Origin of the sequence: Salmonella sp. NW38 (genome assembly GCF_051807745.1) — a bacterium.
Classification (GTDB): domain Bacteria; phylum Pseudomonadota; class Gammaproteobacteria; order Enterobacterales; family Enterobacteriaceae; genus Salmonella; species Salmonella enterica.
Genome location: NZ_JAMMTO010000006.1, coordinates 233,841 through 254,677 on the forward strand (window position 1 = coordinate 233,841; position 20,837 = coordinate 254,677).

The window sequence follows — 20,837 nt, forward strand, 5'->3', positions numbered from 1 at the left end:
GGAAAACTCCTGGACATTTTCTGTGTCGCTATTCTGTTTGTTACAGGCGTGATATTCTTGCGACTCAATTATTTCCGGTCTGCTTGCCGGTTCAGACACTTCATTCTCATGACTATGTTGCAGCTTTATAAACGTTCACAGCATTTTGTTTTTATTACAATTAGCGTCCTTATTATCCTGCTGTCCTGTCAGTCTCTGGCATTTGCCCGGGGGCAAACGAATGGCGACCTGCCGTCAAAAGCGGATGTGCAAAACCAGCTGGATACGCTGAATAAGCAAAAAGATCTCTCCGCCCAGGATAAGCTCGTCCAGCAGGACCTTATTGATACGTTAGCTACGCTGGAGAAAATCGAGCGGGTGAAAGAGGAGACCGTACAGCTACGGCAGAAAGTGGCGCAGGCGCCTGAAAAAATGCGCCAGGCGACGGCTGCGTTGAATGCGCTGAGCGATGTCGATAATGATGATGAAATGCGAAAAACGCTGAGTGCGCTTTCGTTACGTCAGCTTGAGCTGCGTGTGGCGCAGGTACTGGATGATTTGCAAAATTCGCAAAACGATCTTGCAGCTTATAACAGCCAGCTTGTTTCGCTACAGACCCAGCCTGAGCGCGTGCAAAACGCCATGTATACCGCCTCGCAGCAAATACAGCAAATCCGTAACCGTCTGGACGGCAATAACGTCGGGGAAGCCGCGCTTCGCCCCAGCCAACAGGTGTTATTACAGGCACAACAGGCGCTGCTTAATGCACAGATCGACCAGCAACGTAAGAGTCTTGAAGGAAATACCGTTTTGCAGGACACCCTGCAAAAACAGCGCGATTACGTGACGGCCAACAGTAATCGCCTTGAACATCAGCTTCAACTTTTACAGGAGGCGGTCAACAGCAAACGACTTACGCTAACGGAAAAAACGGCCCAGGAGGCCATTTCGCCGGACGAAACGGCGCGTATCCAGGCGAACCCGCTGGTAAAACAGGAACTGGATATTAACCATCAACTCAGCCAGCGTCTGATTGTCGCGACCGAAAACGGCAATATGTTGATGCAGCAAAACATTAAAGTGAAAAACTGGCTCGATCGCGCGCTGCAGTCGGAAAGAAATATCAAAGAACAGATTGCCGTCTTAAAAGGCAGCCTGTTGCTGTCGCGTATTCTTTATCAACAGCAGCAAACCCTGCCCTCCGCCGACGAACTCGAAGATATGACCAACCGCATTGCGGATTTGCGTCTGGAGCAGTTTGAAATCAACCAGCAGCGTGATGCCTTATTCCAAAGCGATGCCTTTGTCGACAAGCTGGAGGAGGGGCATACCAGCGAGGTGAATGATGAAGTTCATGATGCGTTGCTTCAGGTAGTGGAGATGCGCCGTGAGCTATTGGATCAGCTAAATAAACAGTTGGGTAACCAGCTGATGATGGCGATTAACCTGCAAGTTAACCAGCAGCAGTTGATGAGCGTCTCGAAAAATCTGAAAGCCATTCTGACGCAGCAGATTTTTTGGGTGAACAGTAACCGCCCTATGGACTGGGACTGGCTTAAAGCGTTCCCCCAAACGTTAAAAGAGCAATTCAGCGCCATGAAAATCACGGTGAACTGGCAAAAAGCCTGGCCCGCGGTGTTTATTGCTTTTTTGGCCGGGTTGCCGCTCTTGCTCATCGCCGGTTTAATCCGCTGGCGTCTGAAATGGTTAAAAGCGTATCAACAGAAGCTGGCCGCCGCCGTGGGATCGCTGCGTAACGATAGTCAGCTCAATACGCCAAAAGCTATTCTGATCGATCTGATCCGCGCGCTGCCGGTGTGCCTGATTATTCTCGCGCTTGGACTGATCCTGCTGACCATGCAGCTAAATATCAGCGATCTGCTTTGGGCCTTTAGTAAAAAGCTCGCAATGTTCTGGCTGGTCTTTGGGCTGTGCTGGAAGGTGCTGGAAAAAGAGGGCGTGGCGATACGCCATTTTGGTATGCCAGCGCAGTTGACCAGCCACTGGCGTCGCCAGATTGTACGCATTAGCCTCGCATTGCTGCCGCTGCACTTTTGGTCTGTGGTGGCGGAGTTGTCGCCGCTGAATCTGATGGATGACGTGCTGGGGCAGGCGGTTATTTTCCTCAATCTGCTGGTCATAACATTGCTGGTGTGGCCACTGTGCCGGGAAAGCTGGCGCGATAAAGAATCTCACGGCATTCGACTGGTGACCGTGACGATTCTTTCCATTATTCCGGTGGCGTTAATGGTATTAACGGCGACCGGCTATTTCTATACCACGCTGCGCCTGGCGGGACGCTGGATTGAAACCGTCTATCTGGTCATTATCTGGAACCTGCTTTATCAAACGGTGCTGCGCGGGTTAAGCGTAGCGGCGCGCCGGATTGCCTGGCGACGCGCGCTGGCTCGTCGTCAGAACCTGGTAAAAGAGGGAGCGGAAGGCGCGGAACCACAGGAGGAACCCGCCATCGCGCTGGAGCAAATTAACCAGCAAACATTACGTATCACGATGCTGCTAATGCTTGCCCTGTTCGGCGTCATGTTCTGGGCGATTTGGTCCGATTTGATCACCGTATTCAGCTATCTTGATAGCATCACGCTGTGGCACTACAACGGCTCCGAAGCTGGCGCTGCGGTGGTGAAAAGCGTGACGATGGGTAGCTTGCTATTCGCCATTATTGCCGCGATGGTGGCCTGGGCGCTCATCCGCAACTTACCCGGCCTGTTGGAAGTGCTGGTGCTTTCACGCCTCAATATGCGCCAGGGGGCTTCGTATGCGATCACCACGATCCTTAACTACGTCATTATCGCTGTTGGCGCGATGACAGTATTCGGATCGCTCGGCGTCTCGTGGGATAAACTCCAGTGGCTGGCGGCGGCGTTGTCGGTGGGTCTCGGCTTTGGGCTACAGGAGATCTTCGGTAACTTTGTCTCGGGCTTAATCATCCTCTTCGAACGTCCGGTACGCATTGGCGATACGGTAACGATCGGCACCTATTCCGGTACGGTCAGTAAGATTCGTATTCGCGCCACCACTATTACCGATTTTGATCGTAAAGAAGTGATCATTCCGAACAAAGCGTTCGTAACGGAGCGGCTGATTAACTGGTCCCTCTCCGATACCACGACTCGTCTGGTGATCCGGCTTGGCGTGGCCTATGGCTCGGATCTGGAGAAAGTGAAAAGAGTCCTGCTACAGGCGGCGATGGAGCATCCGAAGGTGATGCACGATCCGGAACCTGCCGTATTCTTCACCACCTTTGGCGCCAGCACTCTGGATCATGAACTGCGTCTGTACGTGCGTGAATTGCGCGATCGTAGCCATACGGTGGATGAACTGAACCGCGCGATCGATCGACTATGCCGTGAAAATGATATCAATATCGCCTTTAACCAGCTTGAGGTGCATCTGCATAACGCGAAGGGTGACGAAGTCACTGAAGTGAAGCGCGATCTCAACGGCGGCGATCTGGCGCCGGCGGCAAGCTAAAAGGCGGTGGGCCGCGCGCTTTATGAGTGCGCGCGGCGCCGCTAATGTGAAAGCGTAGAAAGCTCTTCCGGCGTAATGCCGGTGACGCTGGCGATGAGCCCGGGTTCCAGCCCGTTGGCAAGCATTTTGCGGGCAATAGCGCGCGCTTCGGCCTCACGGCCTTGTGCTAACCCTTGCTCAAGGCCTTTTTGCAGGCCCTTTTGCAACCCTTCCGTTCGGCCTTTTTCTTCCAGCCATTCCGCTATTGTCATCAGTTGTTCCTTATACTGCGGCGCGCCCTGCGCCAGTTGACGAATTAGCGCCCCGGGTTCTGCGGCGTTTCCTGCTTTCAACATATAGTTGATCAGCACACTGAGCTGCGCGTCCGTCAAATGATCCTGCGTTAAAAGCGTGATAAGGGGGTCGAGCAGTTCGCTTAAATCGCGTTGACGAATATGTTTTTGCAGGAGCTCTAACATCGCTATCCGCCGATGCTGCAAAAGCTGATTATCCGGCATTGTCGTCAGGTCGACCAGCGCAAATTCGCGGCTGTATAAGGCCTTCGCCATATCCGGTTTCACAAACATATTATGCCAGTTAAGGCTATAGGGCCACGGGCTTTCCGGACCGTGATAAAAGAGGATTGGCACCACCAGCGGCAAGGTGTCATGACCGGCATCCAGATGACGCTGCATGGCGGCAATGGCGTAACGCATCAGGCGAAAAGCCATCAGCCGGTCTGATTTGCTCTGATGTTCAATGAGCGCGTAAACATACCCGGGGCCGTGTTGGGTATGTAAAGAGTAGAGGATATCTGAATAGCGGCTGCGTAAATTGTCTTCAACAAAACTCCCTGACTCCAGCTTCAGTGAATCCAGATCGCAGATTGCAAGAAAGTCTTCTGGCAAGTGGATAGCCAGAAAGTCGCGGGCGACCTCTTTTTGCATCAGCATCTGTCGAAATACCGCATCGTGCGGCGTGGTGGGTAGACGTTCCATGACCCGTCCCTTGTTGCCTGACTGTAGCGACCACTCTGTCAGCGACAACGAGGACAAACCAGAGGGCAATTACTCTGTTTGCGAGTCGTCTTCCGTACTTTTTAACTTGTTTTCATAATCTCGCATAACTATTTCCAGCGCGCGTAGCACCGTTCGTGCCGGTAAGCGATTCTCTTCAAGCAGCACAATTAAATCCACGGCCAGTTTGACTTCATCAGGGGCATTTTCAAGCGACATACTTTCTCCAGGGTTAACGGGTTAAACGCGCCAGTACGTTTTCTATTTTCTCCAGCGCATGTCGACAGCGCGCCAGCCGTCCTTCATAGATCTCGACTTCCTTTTGCAGCGTTTGTTGTTCGACAAGGCCGGTCGCCTGCGCCAGACGAATTTTGCGCTCCTGTGTCATCGCCAGTAGTCGACGTTCAAACTCCTGATGCTGTATTCGTCTGCGCTGCCAACGGCCAAGCCCTGGCGCGGCGGCGTCCCACTGGCGCAGCGACCAGGCGGCGGTTTCACGCGATATCGCCTCCAGTTGCGAAGCCAGATGTTCCGCCAGCCAGGCGACTTGCGGCAGTTGCTCATGTTTTACCGCCTGACGCAACGCGGCGAGATTGGCGTCTGCCTCTTCCAGATATCCCTGCAACAGAGTACTGCGGGTACGGAAAAGGTGTCGGTCAAAGCGCGCGCTTAACGTCGCATGTTGCGCCAGCGGCGCGCAGCGTTGGCGTAGCGTCGCCAGCCTCTCTTCCAGCGTCTGTAACAGCATAGCGGTTTTCAATTCAACACCCCGATGAAAATAAGACAGGCTGTGCTACAGTAGCCTTCTGTTTGATAACGATTCGCATTATGCAACGTACTATTTTAATCATCATTGGCTGGCTGGCGGTAGTATTAGGGACACTGGGCGTGGTTTTGCCCCTGTTGCCGACTACGCCGTTCATTTTACTGGCGGCCTGGTGTTTCGCCCGCTCGTCGCCGCGTTTCCATGCCTGGTTGTTATACCGCTCATGGTTTGGCGGTTATCTGCGCCACTGGCAGCGCTATCGGGCCATGCCGCCGGGAGCGAAACCGCGAGCGATCGCGTTGATATTGCTGACCTTTGGTATATCGCTGTGGCTGGTGAATATGATGTGGGTGCGGGTGCTGCTGTTGGTTATTTTGGCCTGTCTGCTGATTTTTATGTGGCGGATACCGGTGATTGATGAAAAGCAACAAAAGCGCTGAAGCACACGAATCGCTGTTGCAATTGTCGTTCACAGCCAGTAAATTCGACCGTTTTCGAGCACAGGCGCAGGCGGTCAAAGAGTAACCGAGCGTTACCCCTGACTGAAAAGTATTGCGCCGTGAGTAACACCGTACTTAGCAGGCATATATCCATGACCGCGACTGCACAGCAGCTTGAGTTTCTCAAAAACAGCATCAAAAGCATTCAGGATTACCCGAAACCGGGCATTCTTTTCCGTGATGTCACCAGCTTACTGGAAGACCCGAAAGCCTACGCGCTCAGTATTGAACTGTTGGTTGAGCGTTATAAAAATGCGGGTATCACCAAAGTGGTCGGCACCGAAGCGCGTGGCTTCCTGTTTGGCGCGCCGGTTGCGCTTGGGCTGGGCGTTGGTTTTGTTCCGGTACGTAAACCGCGCAAATTACCGCGTGAAACTATTGCCGAGACCTATGAATTAGAGTACGGCACCGATCAGCTGGAAATCCATGTCGACGCGATTAAACCTGGCGACAACGTGCTGGTCGTGGATGATCTGCTGGCGACTGGCGGCACCATTGAGGCGACCGTGAAGCTGATCCGTCGTCTGGGCGGGAAAGTCACCGATGCGGCGTTCATCATCAATTTGTTCGATCTGGGCGGCGAGCAGCGTCTGGAAAAGCAGGGGATTACCTGTTATAGCCTGGTGCCGTTTCCAGGGCATTGATTCAGGCTATCCGCACTGCTATTTTAGCCAGAGAGACAACCTCGCTGTATCGGCGAGGTTGTGTTAGCATTACCCTTCTATGAATCCACCTTCCAGCGTTTCAGAGCCTGCCAATGAGTTATCAGGTCTTAGCCAGAAAATGGCGCCCACAAACCTTTGCTGACGTCGTCGGCCAGGAACATGTGCTGACCGCACTGGCGAACGGCTTGTCGTTAGGGCGCATTCATCACGCATATCTTTTTTCCGGCACGCGCGGCGTCGGTAAAACCTCTATCGCCCGACTGCTGGCGAAGGGGCTGAACTGCGAAACCGGTATTACCGCGACGCCGTGCGGCGTTTGCGATAACTGTCGGGAAATTGAGCAGGGGCGTTTTGTCGATCTCATTGAGATTGACGCCGCATCGCGTACCAAAGTCGAAGACACCCGCGACCTGCTGGATAACGTCCAGTACGCGCCTGCGCGCGGTCGCTTTAAAGTCTATCTGATCGATGAAGTCCACATGCTGTCGCGCCACAGCTTTAATGCGCTACTTAAAACGCTTGAAGAGCCGCCAGCGCATGTGAAATTTTTACTGGCGACCACCGATCCGCAGAAGCTGCCGGTGACCATTTTGTCGCGCTGCCTACAGTTTCATCTCAAAGCGCTGGATGTTGAACAGATTCGCCATCAGCTTGAGCATATTCTCAATGAGGAACATATCGCTCACGAACCCCGCGCGTTGCAGTTGTTATCACGCGCGGCTGACGGCAGCCTGCGCGATGCCTTAAGTCTGACTGACCAGGCGATCGCCAGCGGCGACGGGCAGGTTTCGACGCAGGCGGTAAGCGCCATGCTCGGTACGCTGGACGACGACCAGGCTTTGTCATTAGTCGAGGCAGTGGTTGACGCTAACGGCGAACGCGTCATGTCGCTTATCAACGAGGCGGCGGCGCGCGGTATTGAATGGGAAGCGCTGCTGGTCGAAATGCTTAGCCTGCTGCACCGTATTGCGATGGTGCAACTTTCGCCTGCCGCGTTAGGCAGCGATATGGCGGCTATCGAGCAACGGATGCGCGAACTTGCCCGGACGGTGCCTCCCGGCGACCTTCAGCTCTATTATCAGACGTTGTTGATTGGTCGCAAAGAATTGCCCTGGGCGCCGGACCGGCGGATGGGCGTTGAAATGACGTTACTGCGTGCGCTGGCGTTTCACCCGCGTATGCCCTTGCCGGAGCCTGAAACGCCGCGGCAGTCTTTTGCGGCCGTGGCCCCAACGGCGGTAATGACGCCGCCACAGGTGCAGCAGCAGTCGGCGCCCGCGCCGCAGACATCGCCAGCGCCGCTGCCGGCGTCTACCAGTCAGGTGCTGGCGGCGCGCAATCAGCTACAGCGCGCGCAGGGAGTAACCAAAACAAAAAAGAGTGAACCGGCAGCCGCATCCCGCGCGCGGCCGGTGAATAACTCTGCGCTGGAGCGGCTGGCCTCGGTTTCGGAGCGCGTACAGGCGCGCCCGGCGCCGTCTGCGCTGGAAACGGCGCCAGTAAAGAAAGAGGCTTATCGCTGGAAGGCCACCACGCCGGTAGTACAAACCAAAGAAGTGGTGGCTACGCCAAAAGCGCTTAAGAAAGCTCTGGAGCATGAAAAAACGCCGGAGCTGGCGGCTAAACTGGCGGCGGAAGCGATTGAGCGCGATCCGTGGGCGGCGCAGGTAAGCCAGCTTTCTTTGCCTAAGCTGGTGGAGCAGGTGGCGCTTAATGCCTGGAAGGAGCAGAACGGCAACGCGGTTTGTCTGCATCTGCGCTCGACGCAGCGGCACCTCAATTCCAGCGGCGCGCAGCAAAAGCTGGCGCAAGCGCTCAGCGATCTGACGGGAACGACGGTTGAACTGACCATCGTTGAAGATGATAATCCCGCGGTGCGTACGCCGCTGGAATGGCGTCAGGCCATTTATGAAGAGAAACTCGCGCAAGCGCGTGAGTCAATTATCGCGGATAATAACATTCAGACGCTGCGTCGATTCTTCGACGCCGAGCTGGATGAAGAGAGTATCCGCCCCATTTGATCGTAAGCCCGGCTTGCGATTGTGAACCATCAAGAGAGAGAGCTTATGTTTGGAAAAGGCGGTCTGGGCAATCTGATGAAGCAGGCCCAGCAGATGCAGGAAAAAATGCAGAAAATGCAGGAAGAGATTGCGCAGCTGGAAGTGACCGGCGAATCCGGCGCGGGTCTGGTGAAGGTTACCATCAACGGCGCGCATAACTGCCGCCGCGTGGAAATTGACCCAAGCCTGCTGGAAGATGACAAAGAGATGCTGGAGGATCTGGTCGCTGCGGCCTTCAACGATGCGGCGCGCCGCATTGAAGAGACGCAAAAAGAGAAGATGGCCTCCGTCTCTTCCGGTATGCAACTGCCGCCAGGCTTTAAGATGCCATTCTGATGCAAACCAGTCCGCTGTTAACTCAGCTTATGGAAGCGTTGCGCTGCCTTCCGGGCGTCGGCCCTAAGTCGGCGCAGCGGATGGCGTTTACCCTGTTGCAGCGCGATCGCAGCGGCGGAATGCGCCTGGCGCAGGCGCTGACCCGGGCGATGTCGGAAATCGGCCACTGCGCCGACTGCCGCACCTTTACCGAGCAGGATGTTTGTAATATCTGTTCGAACCCGCGGCGTCAGGAAAACGGCCAGATTTGCGTGGTGGAGAGTCCTGCGGATATCTACGCCATTGAGCAGACCGGGCAATTTTCCGGGCGGTATTTCGTGCTGATGGGCCACCTGTCGCCGCTGGACGGCATCGGGCCGGATGATATCGGTCTCGATCGTCTGGAACAGCGGCTGGCGTCAGAAAAAATCAGCGAGCTGATCCTCGCGACCAACCCGACGGTTGAAGGGGAGGCTACCGCGAACTATATTGCCGAGCTGTGCGCGGAGGCCGGCGTCGAAGCCAGTCGTATCGCCCACGGCGTGCCGGTTGGCGGCGAACTGGAGATGGTCGACGGTACGACGCTGTCCCACTCGCTGGCGGGACGCCATAAGATTATTTTCTGAACAAACGGAGGCGGCATTCGCGGCCTCCGCTTGAAATCATACCCGCTTGTCCCCATCTCACCCTCAACGTATTTTTACCATTAAAAATGGCATTGTTGAGGTCTATCCACATGAAAGGACAAGAAACGCGTGGTTTTCAGTCAGAAGTTAAACAGCTTCTGCACCTGATGATCCATTCTCTTTATTCCAATAAAGAAATCTTCCTGCGTGAACTCATCTCTAACGCCTCAGATGCGGCGGATAAGCTGCGTTTCCGCGCTCTGTCAAACCCGGACCTGTATGAAGGAGATGGCGAGCTGCGTGTGCGCGTCTCTTTCGATAAAGATAAGCGTACGTTGACCATTGCCGATAACGGCGTGGGGATGAATCGTGATGAGGTGATTGACCACTTAGGCACCATTGCCAAGTCCGGCACCAAATCTTTCCTCGAATCAATGGGGTCCGATCAGGCGAAAGATAGCCAGCTCATTGGTCAGTTTGGCGTAGGCTTCTACTCCGCGTTTATTGTGGCCGATAAAGTGACCGTACGTACTCGTGCGGCAGGCGACAAGCCGGAAAATGGCGTGTTCTGGGAATCGGCAGGCGAAGGCGAATACACCGTTGCCGATATCACCAAAAATGACCGTGGTACGGAAATCACCTTACACCTGCGTGAAGGCGAAGATGAATTCCTCGATGACTGGCGCGTACGCTCGATTATCAGTAAATATTCCGATCACATCGCATTGCCGGTAGAGATTGAAAAACGGGAAGAAAAAGACGGCGAAACCGTGATTTCCTGGGAGAAAATCAACAAGGCCCAGGCGCTGTGGACCCGTAACAAGTCGGAAATTAAAGACGACGAGTACAACGAGTTTTACAAGCACATCGCGCATGATTTCACCGATCCGCTGACCTGGAGCCACAACCGCGTGGAAGGTAAGCAGGAGTACACTAGCCTGCTGTATATCCCGTCGCAGGCGCCGTGGGATCTGTGGAACCGCGATCACAAACATGGTCTGAAGCTGTACGTACAGCGCGTGTTCATTATGGACGATGCCGAGCAGTTCATGCCGAACTATCTGCGCTTCGTGCGCGGCCTGATTGATTCTAACGACCTGCCGTTGAACGTCTCCCGTGAAATCCTGCAGGACAGCACGGTAACGCGTAATCTGCGCAGCGCCCTGACCAAACGCGTTCTGCAAATGCTGGAAAAACTGGCGAAAGACGACGCGGAAAAATACCAAACCTTCTGGAAACAGTTCGGTCTGGTGCTGAAAGAAGGCCCGGCGGAAGATCACGCCAACCAGGAAGCGATCGCCAAACTGTTGCGCTTTGCCTCCACCTATACCGACTCTTCCGCCCAGACCGTGTCGCTGGAAGATTACGTCTCCCGGATGAAAGAAGGGCAGGAAAAAATCTACTACATCACCGCAGACAGCTATGCGGCGGCGAAAAACAGCCCGCACCTGGAACTGCTGCGTAAGAAAGGCATCGAAGTGCTGCTGCTCTCCGATCGCATCGACGAGTGGATGATGAACTACCTGACCGAGTTTGACGGTAAAGCATTCCAGTCGGTCGCTAAAGCCGATGAGTCCATCGAAAAACTGGCGGATGAAGTCGACGAAAACGCGAAAGAAGCGGAAAAGGCGCTTGAGCCGTTCGTGGAGCGTGTCAAAACCCTGCTGGGCGATCGCGTGAAAGAGGTGCGTCTGACGCACCGTTTAACCGACACGCCGGCGATTGTCACCACCGATGCGGATGAAATGAGCACCCAGATGGCGAAACTGTTCGCCGCGGCCGGTCAGTCCGTGCCGGAAGTGAAATACATCTTTGAGCTCAACCCGGATCATGTGCTGGTCAAACGCACTGCCGATACCGAGGATGAAGCGCAGTTTAAAGAGTGGGTCGAGCTGCTGCTGGATCAGGCGCTGTTCGCTGAACGCGGTACGCTGGAAGATCCGAACCAGTTTATCCGCCGTATGAACCAGTTGCTGGTGTCCTGATAACGCTCATCTGATTGCCGGATAGCGACGCGAAGCATCTTATCCGGCCTACGGGCGAGTACTGTTTGTAGGCCGGATAAGCGCCAGCGCCATCCGGCATTTTTTATAATACCTTCTCTTTTCTCGATTTCTCTTCGTTAACCGTTTCAGCATCAGGCGGCTTCCTTGAGCGAAATGCGTGATGGTGGTATCGTTTAGCGCTTTTTAAAAAATATCGACAACCTTTGAGGGGATTTTCGTAATGCGTATTATTCTGCTTGGCGCTCCGGGCGCGGGTAAAGGAACTCAGGCTCAGTTCATCATGGAGAAATATGGTATTCCGCAAATCTCCACTGGCGATATGCTGCGTGCCGCAGTGAAATCAGGCTCCGAGTTGGGCAAACAGGCGAAAGATATCATGGACGCCGGTAAACTGGTGACCGATGAACTGGTGATTGCGCTGGTTAAAGAGCGTATCGCCCAGGAAGACTGCCGTAACGGTTTTCTGCTGGACGGTTTCCCGCGCACGATCCCGCAGGCTGACGCGATGAAAGAAGCGGGTATTGTCGTGGATTACGTGCTGGAATTCGACGTACCGGACGAACTGATCGTTGACCGTATTGTGGGTCGTCGCGTACACGCCGCCTCTGGCCGCGTTTACCACGTAAAGTTTAATCCGCCGAAAGTGGAAGGCAAAGATGACGTCACCGGCGAAGATCTGACCACCCGTAAAGACGATCAGGAAGAGACCGTTCGCAAACGTCTGGTGGAATATCATCAGATGACCGCGCCGCTGATTGGCTACTACCAGAAAGAAGCGGAAGCGGGCAACACCAAATACGCTAAAGTTGACGGTACGCAGGCCGTTTCCGACGTGCGCGCAGCGCTGGAAAAAATCCTCGGTTAATTTTTTCGCGTAGTGAACCGCTTATCAGGCCTGCCATTATCCCGCAGGCCTGAACGCCTTATCTGGCCTACTGGCATCGTTAGCGCCATTCGGCAAATTCTCGTCTTACCTCTCGCAGCAATTAGTTCTTCTTTATCACTTTTCCGCTACAATTATCAACAATTTGAATAGATAAGAGGCGGCAATGCGTCAGACGAAAACCGGTATCCTGCTGGCTAACCTTGGCACGCCAGATGCCCCAACTCCCGAAGCGGTAAAGCGCTACCTGAAACAATTTTTAAGCGACAGACGCGTGGTGGATACTCCTCGTCTGCTGTGGTGGCCGCTGCTGCGTGGCGTTATTTTACCGCTGCGTTCGCCGCGCGTCGCGAAACTCTATCAATCTATCTGGATGGATGGCGGTTCGCCGCTCATGGTATATAGCCGCGAACAGCAACAGGCGCTGGCCGCGCGGTTGCCAGACACGCCCGTCGCGCTGGGGATGAGCTACGGCTCGCCCTCGCTGGAAAGCGCTGTCGATGAACTGTTAGCAAGCGACGTCGACCATATCGTCGTGCTGCCGTTGTACCCGCAATACTCTTGCTCAACGGTGGGCGCAGTCTGGGACGAACTGGGGCGGATACTGGCGCGTAAACGCCGTATTCCCGGTATCTCATTTATTCGCGATTACGCGGATGACGGCGCTTATATCGATGCGCTGGCGAAAAGCGCGCGTGAGTCGTTCGCCAGACACGGCGAGCCGGATGTGCTTCTGCTCTCCTATCACGGCATTCCACAACGTTATGCGGATGAAGGCGATGACTACCCGCAGCGCTGTCGCGATACCACGCGTGAACTGGTTTCCGCATTGGGACTGCCGCCGGAAAAGGTAATGATGACGTTCCAGTCGCGCTTTGGCCGTGAACCGTGGCTGACGCCGTACACCGATGAAACGCTAAAAATGTTGGGTGAAAAGGGGACTGGCCATATTCAGGTCATGTGTCCGGGATTTGCCGCGGATTGTCTGGAGACGCTGGAAGAGATAGCGGAACAGAACCGCGAGATTTTCCTTGAAGCGGGCGGTAAAAAATATGCGTACATTCCGGCGCTGAACGCGACGCCGGAACATATTGATATGATGTTAAAACTCACGGCGCCGTACCGTTAACGCGGCGTCTTCATCCTCGCCATAAAGAAGCGCGCGCCGTCCTGCAAGGCATCGTCGGCGATTGTCATCATTCGCGAATAGTGCAGAAAGGCGTGCAGCGTGCCGGGATACATTTTGTATTCGCAGGGCTGCTGGTGCGCCTGTAATGTCTGGTGCAGCAAGCGGCTGTCATCAATGAGCGGATCAAACTCCGCGCTGGCAATAAAGCAGGGCGGCACATCGCGCGTGAGATCGTTATTAAACAGACAATACCAGGGCGATTCCCGATCTTCATCGTTACGCAGATAGGCCTTTTCGTACATGTCCAGATCTTCACGCGTCAGGCCGTCCCACGCGCCGCCGAACAGACGGCGGCTTACCGAATCCTGCAACCCATACAGCCCATACCACAACAGAATCGCGATAACGTTACCGCAGCGAATGTGCTTATCACGTAGCCAGAGCGCGCTGGCAAGCGCCAGCATGGCGCCTGCGGAATCCCCGGCGAAACCGATTTTCTCCACGTTGAGCGAGTATTCATCGGCATGTTGAGAGAAGTAGCTGCATACCGCGACGGTTTCTTCGATGGCCTGCGGATAACGCGCTTGCGGCGACAGCGAATAATCAATACCGATCACGGTGCAGCCGGTATAACGCGCCAGCAGACGCATTATCCGGTCATGCGTATCCAGATTACCGAGGATAAATCCGCCGCCGTGCAGATAGTATAAGGTGGCCTGACTGGTCGGCTGCGGCGAGTAGAGCCGGGTTGTTACATCGCCATAAGGCGTAGGGACGGCGCAGGTGCGGGTGGTCATGGACGGCGCGTCGGCATTCCAGAAACGGCGCTCAAGAAGATAATACTGACGCTGAGTCTCAATATCGCCATCGGCAGGCCAGGGGGGAAGGCCTGGTTGCTGGAAGTTTACGACGGCTGTCATTTCGTCTGACAGTCGGGTGAGTACGGGAATTTTATTTTCCGGCTTCATAAAACGCTCCTTGTGAAAGTGAACCATTGTAAAAAACGCGGCCGGAGAAACTGCGATCTCGTCGTCCGATATTGAAACGCCATCGTCCGTCGCGCGCAGCGGGGGGAATGTGCTACCATGCAGCGCTCCGTTATTCATCCGTAAGCACAATCATGAAATTTCCCGGTAAACGTAAATCCAAACACTATTTTCCCGTCAATGCGCGTGACCCGTTGTTGCAACAAATTCAGCCAGAACAGGAAACCAACGCCTCCTGGGTCGTCGGTATCGACCAGACGTTGGTGGATATTGAGGCGAAAGTGGATGACGATTTTATTACACGCTATGGATTAAGCGCCGGGCATTCTCTGGTGATAGAAGACGAGGTGGCGGAGAAGCTGTATCAGGAACTGACGCGGGAAAATCTGATCACCCATCAGTTTGCTGGCGGCACCATAGGCAATACGATGCACAATTACTCGGTACTGGCGGATGACCGTTCGGTGTTACTGGGCGTGATGTGCAGCAATATTGAGATTGGCAGCTACGCTTATCGCTACCTGTGTAATACTTCCAGCCGTACCGACCTGAATTATCTGCAAGCGGTAGATGGCCCGATTGGCCGCTGTTTCACGCTGATTGGCGAATCCGGCGAGCGTACCTTCGCTATCAGCCCCGGCCATATGAATCAGTTACGGGCGGAAAGTATTCCGGAAGCGGTGATCGCTGGCGCTTCCGCGCTGGTGTTGACCTCATATCTGGTGCGCTGTAAGCCTGGCGAACCGATGCCTGACGCGACGATGAAAGCGATCGAATACGCGAAAAAGCATAACGTGCCGGTTGTCATGACGCTGGGCACCAAATTTGTGATCGCCGATAATCCGCAGTGGTGGCAGGCGTTTCTCAAAGAGAATGTCTCGATTCTGGCAATGAACGAAGAAGAAGCGGAAGCGCTGACCGGCGAAAACGACCCGCTGCTGGCGGCGGATAAGGCGCTGGACTGGGTCGACCTGGTGTTATGCACCGCCGGACCGATAGGGTTATATATGGCAGGCTTCACCGAAGAGGAAGCAAAACGTAAAACCCAGCATCCGCTGCTGCCGGGGGCTATTGCTGAATTTAACCAGTATGAATTTAGCCGGGCAATGCGCCATAAAGATTGTATTAATCCGCTGCGCGTTTATTCGCATATTGCGCCGTATATGGGCGGGCCGGAAAAAATCATGAACACCAACGGCGCGGGCGATGGCGCGCTGGCGGCGCTGCTGCACGATATTACGGCGAACAGTTACCATCGTAGCAACGTACCGAACTCCAGTAAGCACAAATTCACCTGGCTGACCTATTCGTCGCTGGCGCAGGTGTGTAAATATGCTAACCGTGTCAGTTATCAGGTACTGAACCAGCACTCTCCGCGTCTGACACGCGGGCTGCCGGAGCGTGAGGACAGCCTGGAAGAGTCATACTGGGATCGCTAATCTGGCTTGCCCGATGGCGCTGCGCGCATCGGGCCGTCCGGCAAACCCTTAACTGGCGACGACTTCACCCGCGGGCGGCGTTTCAAGCAGTTCCAGCATCGCCCGGGCAATTTCTCGCTCGCCCATCACTACCTGATTAGCTCCCCGCTCGGTAATATATTTCACTTCATCATCATAGTGCGCGCGGGCGATTATCTCGATATCAGGACTTTTTTCCCGCGCTGAGGCGACAATCTCACCGGCTTCGTAACCGTTGGGGATGGTCAACAACAGCCAGCGGGCGCAGTCCAGATGCGCCAGATTCATGATTTCTTCGTTAGCGGCGTTGCCCAGCACGGCGCGAATCCCGCGTTCGCGCAGTTCATCCACGCGGGTACGGGACGTTTCGATAACCACCAGCGGAATCCCCGCCGCCAGTAGTTTTTCTCCCAGCAGACTGCCTACGCGGCCAAAACCCACCAGCAGGGCATGATTACAGATATCCACCGGAATTTGCTTCTCTTCTTCGATAGCCTCTTCCAGAGTTTGCTCTTCCAGCGTTTCGGTTTTCGCCAGATACTTCTCCAGCAGGGTAAACAGTACGGGATTAAGCATAATCGACAAAATAGCGCCAGCCAGCACCAGGTTCTGTCCCGCTTGCGGCAGCAGGTTAAGCGCCATGCCGAGTCCGGCGAGAATAAAGGCGAACTCGCCGATTTGCGCCAGGCTGGCTGCAATGGTCAGCGCGGTTCGCGGCGAGTGGCCGAACATACGCACCAGGAAAAACGCAGCGATCGATTTACCAAAGACGATAATGGCAAGCGTCGCCAGCACCGCCAGCGGCTGTTGGATCAAGACTAACGGATCGAACAACATGCCGACGGAAACAAAAAACAGGACGGCAAAGGCGTCGCGCAGCGGCAACGTATCGTGCGCCGCCCGGTGACTCAGTTCCGACTCATTAAGCACCATTCCAGCGAAGAACGCGCCCAGCGCAAAAGAGACGTCAAACAGTTCTACCGCGCCAAACGCAATGCCTAACGCCAGGGCCAGTACGGAAAGGGTAAATAATTCGCGCGAGCCGGTGGCGGCGCTGCGGGCCATAATCCACGGCACCAGGCGGCGTCCGACCAGCATCATGATGGCGATAAACGCTACCACTTTACCAATGGTTATCCCCATATCGACCGTCAGCGAGGCTATGCCGACATCGCCTTTTTCCACCATGCCGGCAACGGCGGGCAGCAAGACCAGCGTCAGCACCATCACCAGATCTTCGACAATCAGCCAGCCGATGGCGATTTGTCCGCGCTGGCTATCAAGGAGTTGTCGCTCCTCAAGCGCGCGCAGCAGGACGACGGTACTGGCGGTAGACAGACAGAGCCCAAAAACGATGCCGGTCATTAATGACCATCCCAGCACGGCGGAAAGCGCCATACCCAGCAGCGTCGCCACCGCTATCTGAGCGACAGCGCCGGGAATGGCGATAGACTTTACCGCCATCAAATCCTTCAGCGAAAAATGCAGCCCGACGCCGAACATCAATAGAATCACGCCGAGCTCCGCCAGCTCCGGCGCCAGTTTGGTATCCGCAACAAAACCAGGGGTAAAAGGTCCCGCCAGAACGCCCGCTAACAGATATCCCACCAGTGGAGAAATACGCAATTTGTTGGCAATCATGCCGAGAATAAAAGCGAGCACAAGGCCGCCGACAATGGTGGTGATAAGCGGGGTAGCGTGATGCATTCCGTCTCCTTTGGTTGCTGGACTCCAAAACTCCGGGTAATAGTTTATGACAATTTCAATCAGGATGTTTATAAAAAATGGTTGTGTTTTATAAAAAGATACGATCTGAAGGCAAAAAGAGCACGGAACGTAAAAGTGATAAGTATGGGATGGACAAAGCAAGATGGCATCAGGATGTACAGGCGGTTAAAGCGTACCTTTAACCGCCATAAAATCACGCTTTATGTCGATTATCAGGTAAGAATATGGTCAGTATCCCCAGAAGCGGCAGGAAAGCACAGATTTTATAAACTAAATAGATACTGGTATGGTCGGCAATCAGCCCCAACACCGCTGCGCCCAGGCCTCCCATTCCGAAGGCAAACCCGAAAAACAGGCCGGAAACCATACCGATGCGTCCTGGCAGCAGCTCCTGGGCATACACCAGAATGGCGGAAAACGCCGACGCGAGAATAAAGCCGATAATCACCGTTAAAATCCCCGTCCAGTACAGCGTGGCGTAGGGTAAAACAAGGGTAAACGGCGCGACGCCGAGAATAGAGCCCCAAATCACATATTTTCTGCCGATTTTATCGCCCACCGGCCCGCCGATTACCGTCCCGGCAGCCACCGCAAACAGGAAGGCAAACAGATGGAGCTGCGCGTTTTGTATTGATAATCCGAATTTTTGCATCAGATAAAAGGTGTAATAGCTACTGATGCTCGCCATATAAAAATATTTCGAGAAAATGAGTAGCAATAACACGCTGACCGCCAGCACGACTTTATTGCGCGGCAGCGGGTTAGCGATTATCGCTTTTGGCTTGCCTTTCGCTATCCGGTGCTGGGCTGCATACCAGCGGCTGATCTGCGCCAGCACCACGATCGCCAGCAGCGCGGCCAGCACAAACCAGGCGACATTCCCTTTGCCATAGGGCGCGATAATCACGGCGGCCAGCAGCGGGCCCAATGAACTGCCGAAGTTTCCGCCGACCTGGAAGATAGACTGCGCCAGACCATGACGTCCGCCGGAGGCCATGCGCGCCACGCGGGACGATTCCGGGTGAAAAACGGACGAGCCGGTACCCACCAGCGCCGCAGCGAGCAATACGCCGCCAAAACTTCCCGCCATTGCCAGCAGTACCAACCCGCTCAGGGTAAAACACATGCCGACAGGCAGCGACCACGGCATGGGATACTTATCCGTCCAGTAGCCGACGACCGGTTGCAGTAGCGATGAGGCGAGCTGGAACGTCAGGGTGATCAAACCTATCTGGACGAAGGTCAGCGAGAACTCCGCCTGCAACAGGGGATAAATGGCTAAGATTAGCGACTGGATCATATCGTTCAGCAGATGGGAAAGACTGATCGCGCCCAAAATACCAAACGAAGTACGTGCTTTAGCGGCCGCTGCGGGCGCGCCGGCTAACGGCTGGGTTGGTTCACTCATGGCCATAGAAAGTCACTTAAATTTTATGCGATGTTGGAGATAGTAGGATGTGTAATTATTACTTGCCTAACATACCTGTGAAATGTGTTTGAAGGAAGTCTCAATTCTGAAAACATATTTGTCTATTATTGCAAGGAAAGGTAATTTCTGCGGTTGATATTGAGTCAGGGAGAGAAAGATGAAATTTTTGAAACGGGGTGTGGCGCTGGCGTTACTGGCGGCGTTCGCGCTGACGACTCAGCCTGCACAGGCTTACGAAAAAGATAAAACCTATAAAATTACTATCCTGCATACCAACGATCACCACGGTCACTTCTGGCGCAGCGAATATGGCGAATATGGTCTGGCGGCGCAAAAAACGCTGGTGGACAGTATCCGTAAAGAGGTGGCGCAAGAGGGGGGAAGCGTCCTGTTGTTATCCGGCGGCGACATTAATACCGGGGTGCCGGAATCCGATCTCCAGGATGCGGAGCCCGATTTCCGCGGGATGAATCTGATTGGCTACGACGCTATGGCCGTCGGTAATCATGAGTTTGATAACCCGCTCACCGTATTGCGCCAGCAGGAAAAGTGGGCGAAGTTTCCCTTTCTTTCCGCCAATATTTATCAAAAAAGTACCGGCGAGCGTCTGTTTAAGCCGTGGGCTATTTTTACACGCCAGGATATAAAAATCGCGGTAATTGGCTTAACCACCGATGACACGGCGAAAATAGGCAACCCGGAATATTTCACCGATATTGAGTTTCGTAAACCTGCTGAAGAAGCAAACGTGGTGATTCAGGAACTTAATATGAATGAAAAACCGGACGTGATTATCGCGACCACGCATATGGGACATTATGACAACGGCGATCACGGTTCGAATGCGCCGGGCGACGTTGAGATGGCGCGTAGCCTGCCTGCCGGTTCGCTGGCGATGATTGTGGGCGGTCACTCACAAGACCCGGTATGCATGGCGTCGGAAAATAAAAAACAGGTGAATTACGTACCGGGAACGCCCTGCGCGCCGGATAAGCAAAATGGTATCTGGATCGTGCAGGCGCATGAGTGGGGTAAATATGTGGGCCGCGCGGATTTCGAATTCCGTAACGGCGAGATGAAAATGGTTAACTACCAGCTTATTCCGGTAAATCTCAAGAAAAAAGTGACCTGGGATAACGGGAAAAGCGAGCGTGTACTTTACACGCCGGAAATCGCAGAAAATCCGCAAATGCTCTCGTTATTAACGCCGTTCCAGAATAAAGGTAAAGCGCAACTGGAGGTGAAAATTGGTAGCGTGAATGGCCTTCTTGAAGGCGATCGCAGTAAGGTCAGATTTGTCCAGACCAATATGGGACGGGTGATTCTGGCTGCGCAGATCGCGCGCACCGGCGCCGATTTTGGCGTGATGAGCGGCGGCGGTATTCGCGACTCGATTGAGGCGGGAGATATTACCTATAAAAGCGTGCTCAAGGTACAGCCGTTCGGCAACATTGTGGTGTATGCCGATATGAGTGGCAAAGAGGTGGTTGATTATCTCACCACCGTAGCGCAGATGAAACCGGACTCCGGCGCTTATCCACAGTTCGCCAATGTGAGCTTTGTCGCCAAAGAGGGCAAGCTCACCGATCTGAAAATCAAAGGCGAGCCTGTTGATCCGGCCAAAACCTACCGCATGGCGACGCTGAGTTTCAACGCCACGGGCGGCGATGGTTATCCGCGCATCGATAACAAACCGGGCTACGTGAATACCGGGTTTATTGACGCGGAAGTGCTGAAAGAGTTTATTCAGCAAAATTCACCGCTGGATGCGGCGGCGTTTACGCCAAAGGGTGAGGTGAGCTGGCTGTAGCGGTACGGATA

The 20,837-nt window shown here is 54.3% G+C and carries 17 protein-coding genes and 1 other annotated feature; of the genes, 11 read left to right on the top strand and 6 right to left on the bottom strand.

From position 1 onward, the window contains the following. Positions 1–108: 108 nt before the first annotated feature. Positions 109–3,471, top strand: a complete 3,363-nt coding sequence (gene mscK / locus NA624_RS12930) for a mechanosensitive channel MscK (protein WP_000178245.1) — start codon at positions 109–111, stop codon at positions 3,469–3,471. A gap of 41 nt (positions 3,472–3,512) precedes the next feature. Here the strand turns inward: mscK and NA624_RS12935 are convergent, their stop codons facing one another. From NA624_RS12935 to priC, 3 genes are all read right to left on the bottom strand, one after another. Continuing rightward, complete coding sequence (locus NA624_RS12935) at positions 3,513–4,448, bottom strand: Rpn family recombination-promoting nuclease/putative transposase (protein ID WP_000440521.1); 936 nt, start codon at positions 4,446–4,448, stop codon at positions 3,513–3,515. Between the two features lie 69 nt (positions 4,449–4,517). Next, entirely contained in the window at positions 4,518–4,685 is a 168-nt protein-coding gene (rsmS, locus tag NA624_RS12940; RefSeq protein ID WP_000051161.1) for a pleiotropic regulatory protein RsmS, read from the bottom strand. Positions 4,686–4,698: 13 nt separating this feature from the next. Next, on the bottom strand, positions 4,699–5,226 hold the full coding sequence (gene priC, locus NA624_RS12945) for a primosomal replication protein N'' (protein WP_001575715.1): 528 nt from the start codon (positions 5,224–5,226) through the stop codon (positions 4,699–4,701). A 68-nt stretch (positions 5,227–5,294) separates the two neighbouring features. Here priC and NA624_RS12950 point away from each other — a divergent pair, with 68 nt between their 5' ends. The 8 genes from NA624_RS12950 (at position 5,295) to hemH (ending at position 13,416) form a co-directional block, all read left to right on the top strand. After that, on the top strand, positions 5,295–5,672 hold the full coding sequence (locus NA624_RS12950) for a DUF454 family protein (RefSeq protein ID WP_001189860.1): 378 nt from the start codon (positions 5,295–5,297) through the stop codon (positions 5,670–5,672). A 152-nt stretch (positions 5,673–5,824) separates the two neighbouring features. Then, a complete protein-coding gene (apt, locus tag NA624_RS12955; protein WP_000127350.1) occupies positions 5,825–6,376 on the top strand; it encodes an adenine phosphoribosyltransferase in 552 nt (183 codons plus the stop codon). A 113-nt stretch (positions 6,377–6,489) separates the two neighbouring features. Beyond that, positions 6,490–8,418 (top strand): DNA polymerase III subunit gamma/tau, encoded by a 1,929-nt coding sequence (gene dnaX, locus NA624_RS12960; protein ID WP_000121958.1) that lies wholly within the window; start codon positions 6,490–6,492, stop codon positions 8,416–8,418. Beyond that, positions 7,751–7,815, top strand: a sequence feature (DnaX frameshifting element). (Overlaps the previous gene by 65 nt.) Before the next feature lie 45 nt (positions 8,419–8,463). Then, on the top strand, positions 8,464–8,793 hold the full coding sequence (locus NA624_RS12965) for a YbaB/EbfC family nucleoid-associated protein (protein WP_000467098.1): 330 nt from the start codon (positions 8,464–8,466) through the stop codon (positions 8,791–8,793). Further along, positions 8,793–9,398 (top strand): recombination mediator RecR, encoded by a 606-nt coding sequence (recR, locus tag NA624_RS12970; protein ID WP_001195023.1) that lies wholly within the window; start codon positions 8,793–8,795, stop codon positions 9,396–9,398. Before NA624_RS12965 ends, recR begins: the two co-directional genes overlap by 1 nt. A 110-nt stretch (positions 9,399–9,508) precedes the next feature. Further along, positions 9,509–11,383, top strand: a complete 1,875-nt coding sequence (gene htpG / locus NA624_RS12975; RefSeq protein ID WP_001543201.1) for a molecular chaperone HtpG — start codon at positions 9,509–9,511, stop codon at positions 11,381–11,383. A 241-nt stretch (positions 11,384–11,624) separates the two neighbouring features. Then, positions 11,625–12,269, top strand: coding sequence for an adenylate kinase (gene adk / locus NA624_RS12980; protein ID WP_001220239.1), 645 nt, complete (start codon positions 11,625–11,627; stop codon positions 12,267–12,269). A 184-nt stretch (positions 12,270–12,453) separates the two neighbouring features. Further along, complete coding sequence (gene hemH, locus NA624_RS12985) at positions 12,454–13,416, top strand: ferrochelatase (protein ID WP_001250078.1); 963 nt, start codon at positions 12,454–12,456, stop codon at positions 13,414–13,416. Here hemH and aes read toward each other — a convergent pair. Further along, positions 13,413–14,384: an acetyl esterase gene (gene aes, locus NA624_RS12990; protein ID WP_000801786.1), complete on the bottom strand. Its 972-nt coding sequence runs from the start codon at positions 14,382–14,384 to the stop codon at positions 13,413–13,415. The genes hemH and aes overlap by 4 nt on opposite strands. 152 nt (positions 14,385–14,536) lie before the next feature. Between aes and gsk the strand changes: the two genes are divergently transcribed. Then, positions 14,537–15,841, top strand: a complete 1,305-nt coding sequence (gsk, locus tag NA624_RS12995) for an inosine/guanosine kinase (protein ID WP_000671592.1) — start codon at positions 14,537–14,539, stop codon at positions 15,839–15,841. Between the two features lie 48 nt (positions 15,842–15,889). Here gsk and ybaL read toward each other — a convergent pair whose 3' ends face one another. Next, positions 15,890–17,566 (bottom strand): YbaL family putative K(+) efflux transporter, encoded by a 1,677-nt coding sequence (ybaL, locus tag NA624_RS13000; RefSeq protein WP_000546209.1) that lies wholly within the window; start codon positions 17,564–17,566, stop codon positions 15,890–15,892. A 214-nt stretch (positions 17,567–17,780) separates the two neighbouring features. Continuing rightward, on the bottom strand, positions 17,781–19,001 hold the full coding sequence (locus NA624_RS13005) for an MFS transporter (protein ID WP_001251593.1): 1,221 nt from the start codon (positions 18,999–19,001) through the stop codon (positions 17,781–17,783). Between the two features lie 172 nt (positions 19,002–19,173). Here NA624_RS13005 and ushA point away from each other — a divergent pair, with 172 nt between their 5' ends. Then, positions 19,174–20,826, top strand: coding sequence for a bifunctional UDP-sugar hydrolase/5'-nucleotidase UshA (gene ushA / locus NA624_RS13010; RefSeq protein ID WP_000670403.1), 1,653 nt, complete (start codon positions 19,174–19,176; stop codon positions 20,824–20,826). Positions 20,827–20,837 lie beyond the last annotated feature (11 nt).

Bases quoted from the DNA above. Each gene is read 5' to 3' on its own strand.
- ushA (WP_000670403.1), top strand. From the start codon at position 19,174: ATGAAATTTTTGAAACGGGGTGTGGCGCTGGCGTTACTGGCGGCGTTC.
- aes (WP_000801786.1), bottom strand. From the start codon at position 14,384: ATGAAGCCGGAAAATAAAATTCCCGTACTCACCCGACTGTCAGACGAA.
- apt (WP_000127350.1), top strand. From the start codon at position 5,825: ATGACCGCGACTGCACAGCAGCTTGAGTTTCTCAAAAACAGCATCAAA.
- gsk (WP_000671592.1), top strand. From the start codon at position 14,537: ATGAAATTTCCCGGTAAACGTAAATCCAAACACTATTTTCCCGTCAAT.
- NA624_RS13005 (WP_001251593.1), bottom strand. From the start codon at position 19,001: ATGGCCATGAGTGAACCAACCCAGCCGTTAGCCGGCGCGCCCGCAGCG.
- NA624_RS12965 (WP_000467098.1), top strand. From the start codon at position 8,464: ATGTTTGGAAAAGGCGGTCTGGGCAATCTGATGAAGCAGGCCCAGCAG.
- NA624_RS12950 (WP_001189860.1), top strand. From the start codon at position 5,295: ATGCAACGTACTATTTTAATCATCATTGGCTGGCTGGCGGTAGTATTA.
- rsmS (WP_000051161.1), bottom strand. From the start codon at position 4,685: ATGTCGCTTGAAAATGCCCCTGATGAAGTCAAACTGGCCGTGGATTTA.
- dnaX (WP_000121958.1), top strand. From the start codon at position 6,490: ATGAGTTATCAGGTCTTAGCCAGAAAATGGCGCCCACAAACCTTTGCT.
- ybaL (WP_000546209.1), bottom strand. From the start codon at position 17,566: ATGCATCACGCTACCCCGCTTATCACCACCATTGTCGGCGGCCTTGTG.
- hemH (WP_001250078.1), top strand. From the start codon at position 12,454: ATGCGTCAGACGAAAACCGGTATCCTGCTGGCTAACCTTGGCACGCCA.
- mscK (WP_000178245.1), top strand. From the start codon at position 109: ATGACTATGTTGCAGCTTTATAAACGTTCACAGCATTTTGTTTTTATT.
- adk (WP_001220239.1), top strand. From the start codon at position 11,625: ATGCGTATTATTCTGCTTGGCGCTCCGGGCGCGGGTAAAGGAACTCAG.
- NA624_RS12935 (WP_000440521.1), bottom strand. From the start codon at position 4,448: ATGGAACGTCTACCCACCACGCCGCACGATGCGGTATTTCGACAGATG.
- htpG (WP_001543201.1), top strand. From the start codon at position 9,509: ATGAAAGGACAAGAAACGCGTGGTTTTCAGTCAGAAGTTAAACAGCTT.
- recR (WP_001195023.1), top strand. From the start codon at position 8,793: ATGCAAACCAGTCCGCTGTTAACTCAGCTTATGGAAGCGTTGCGCTGC.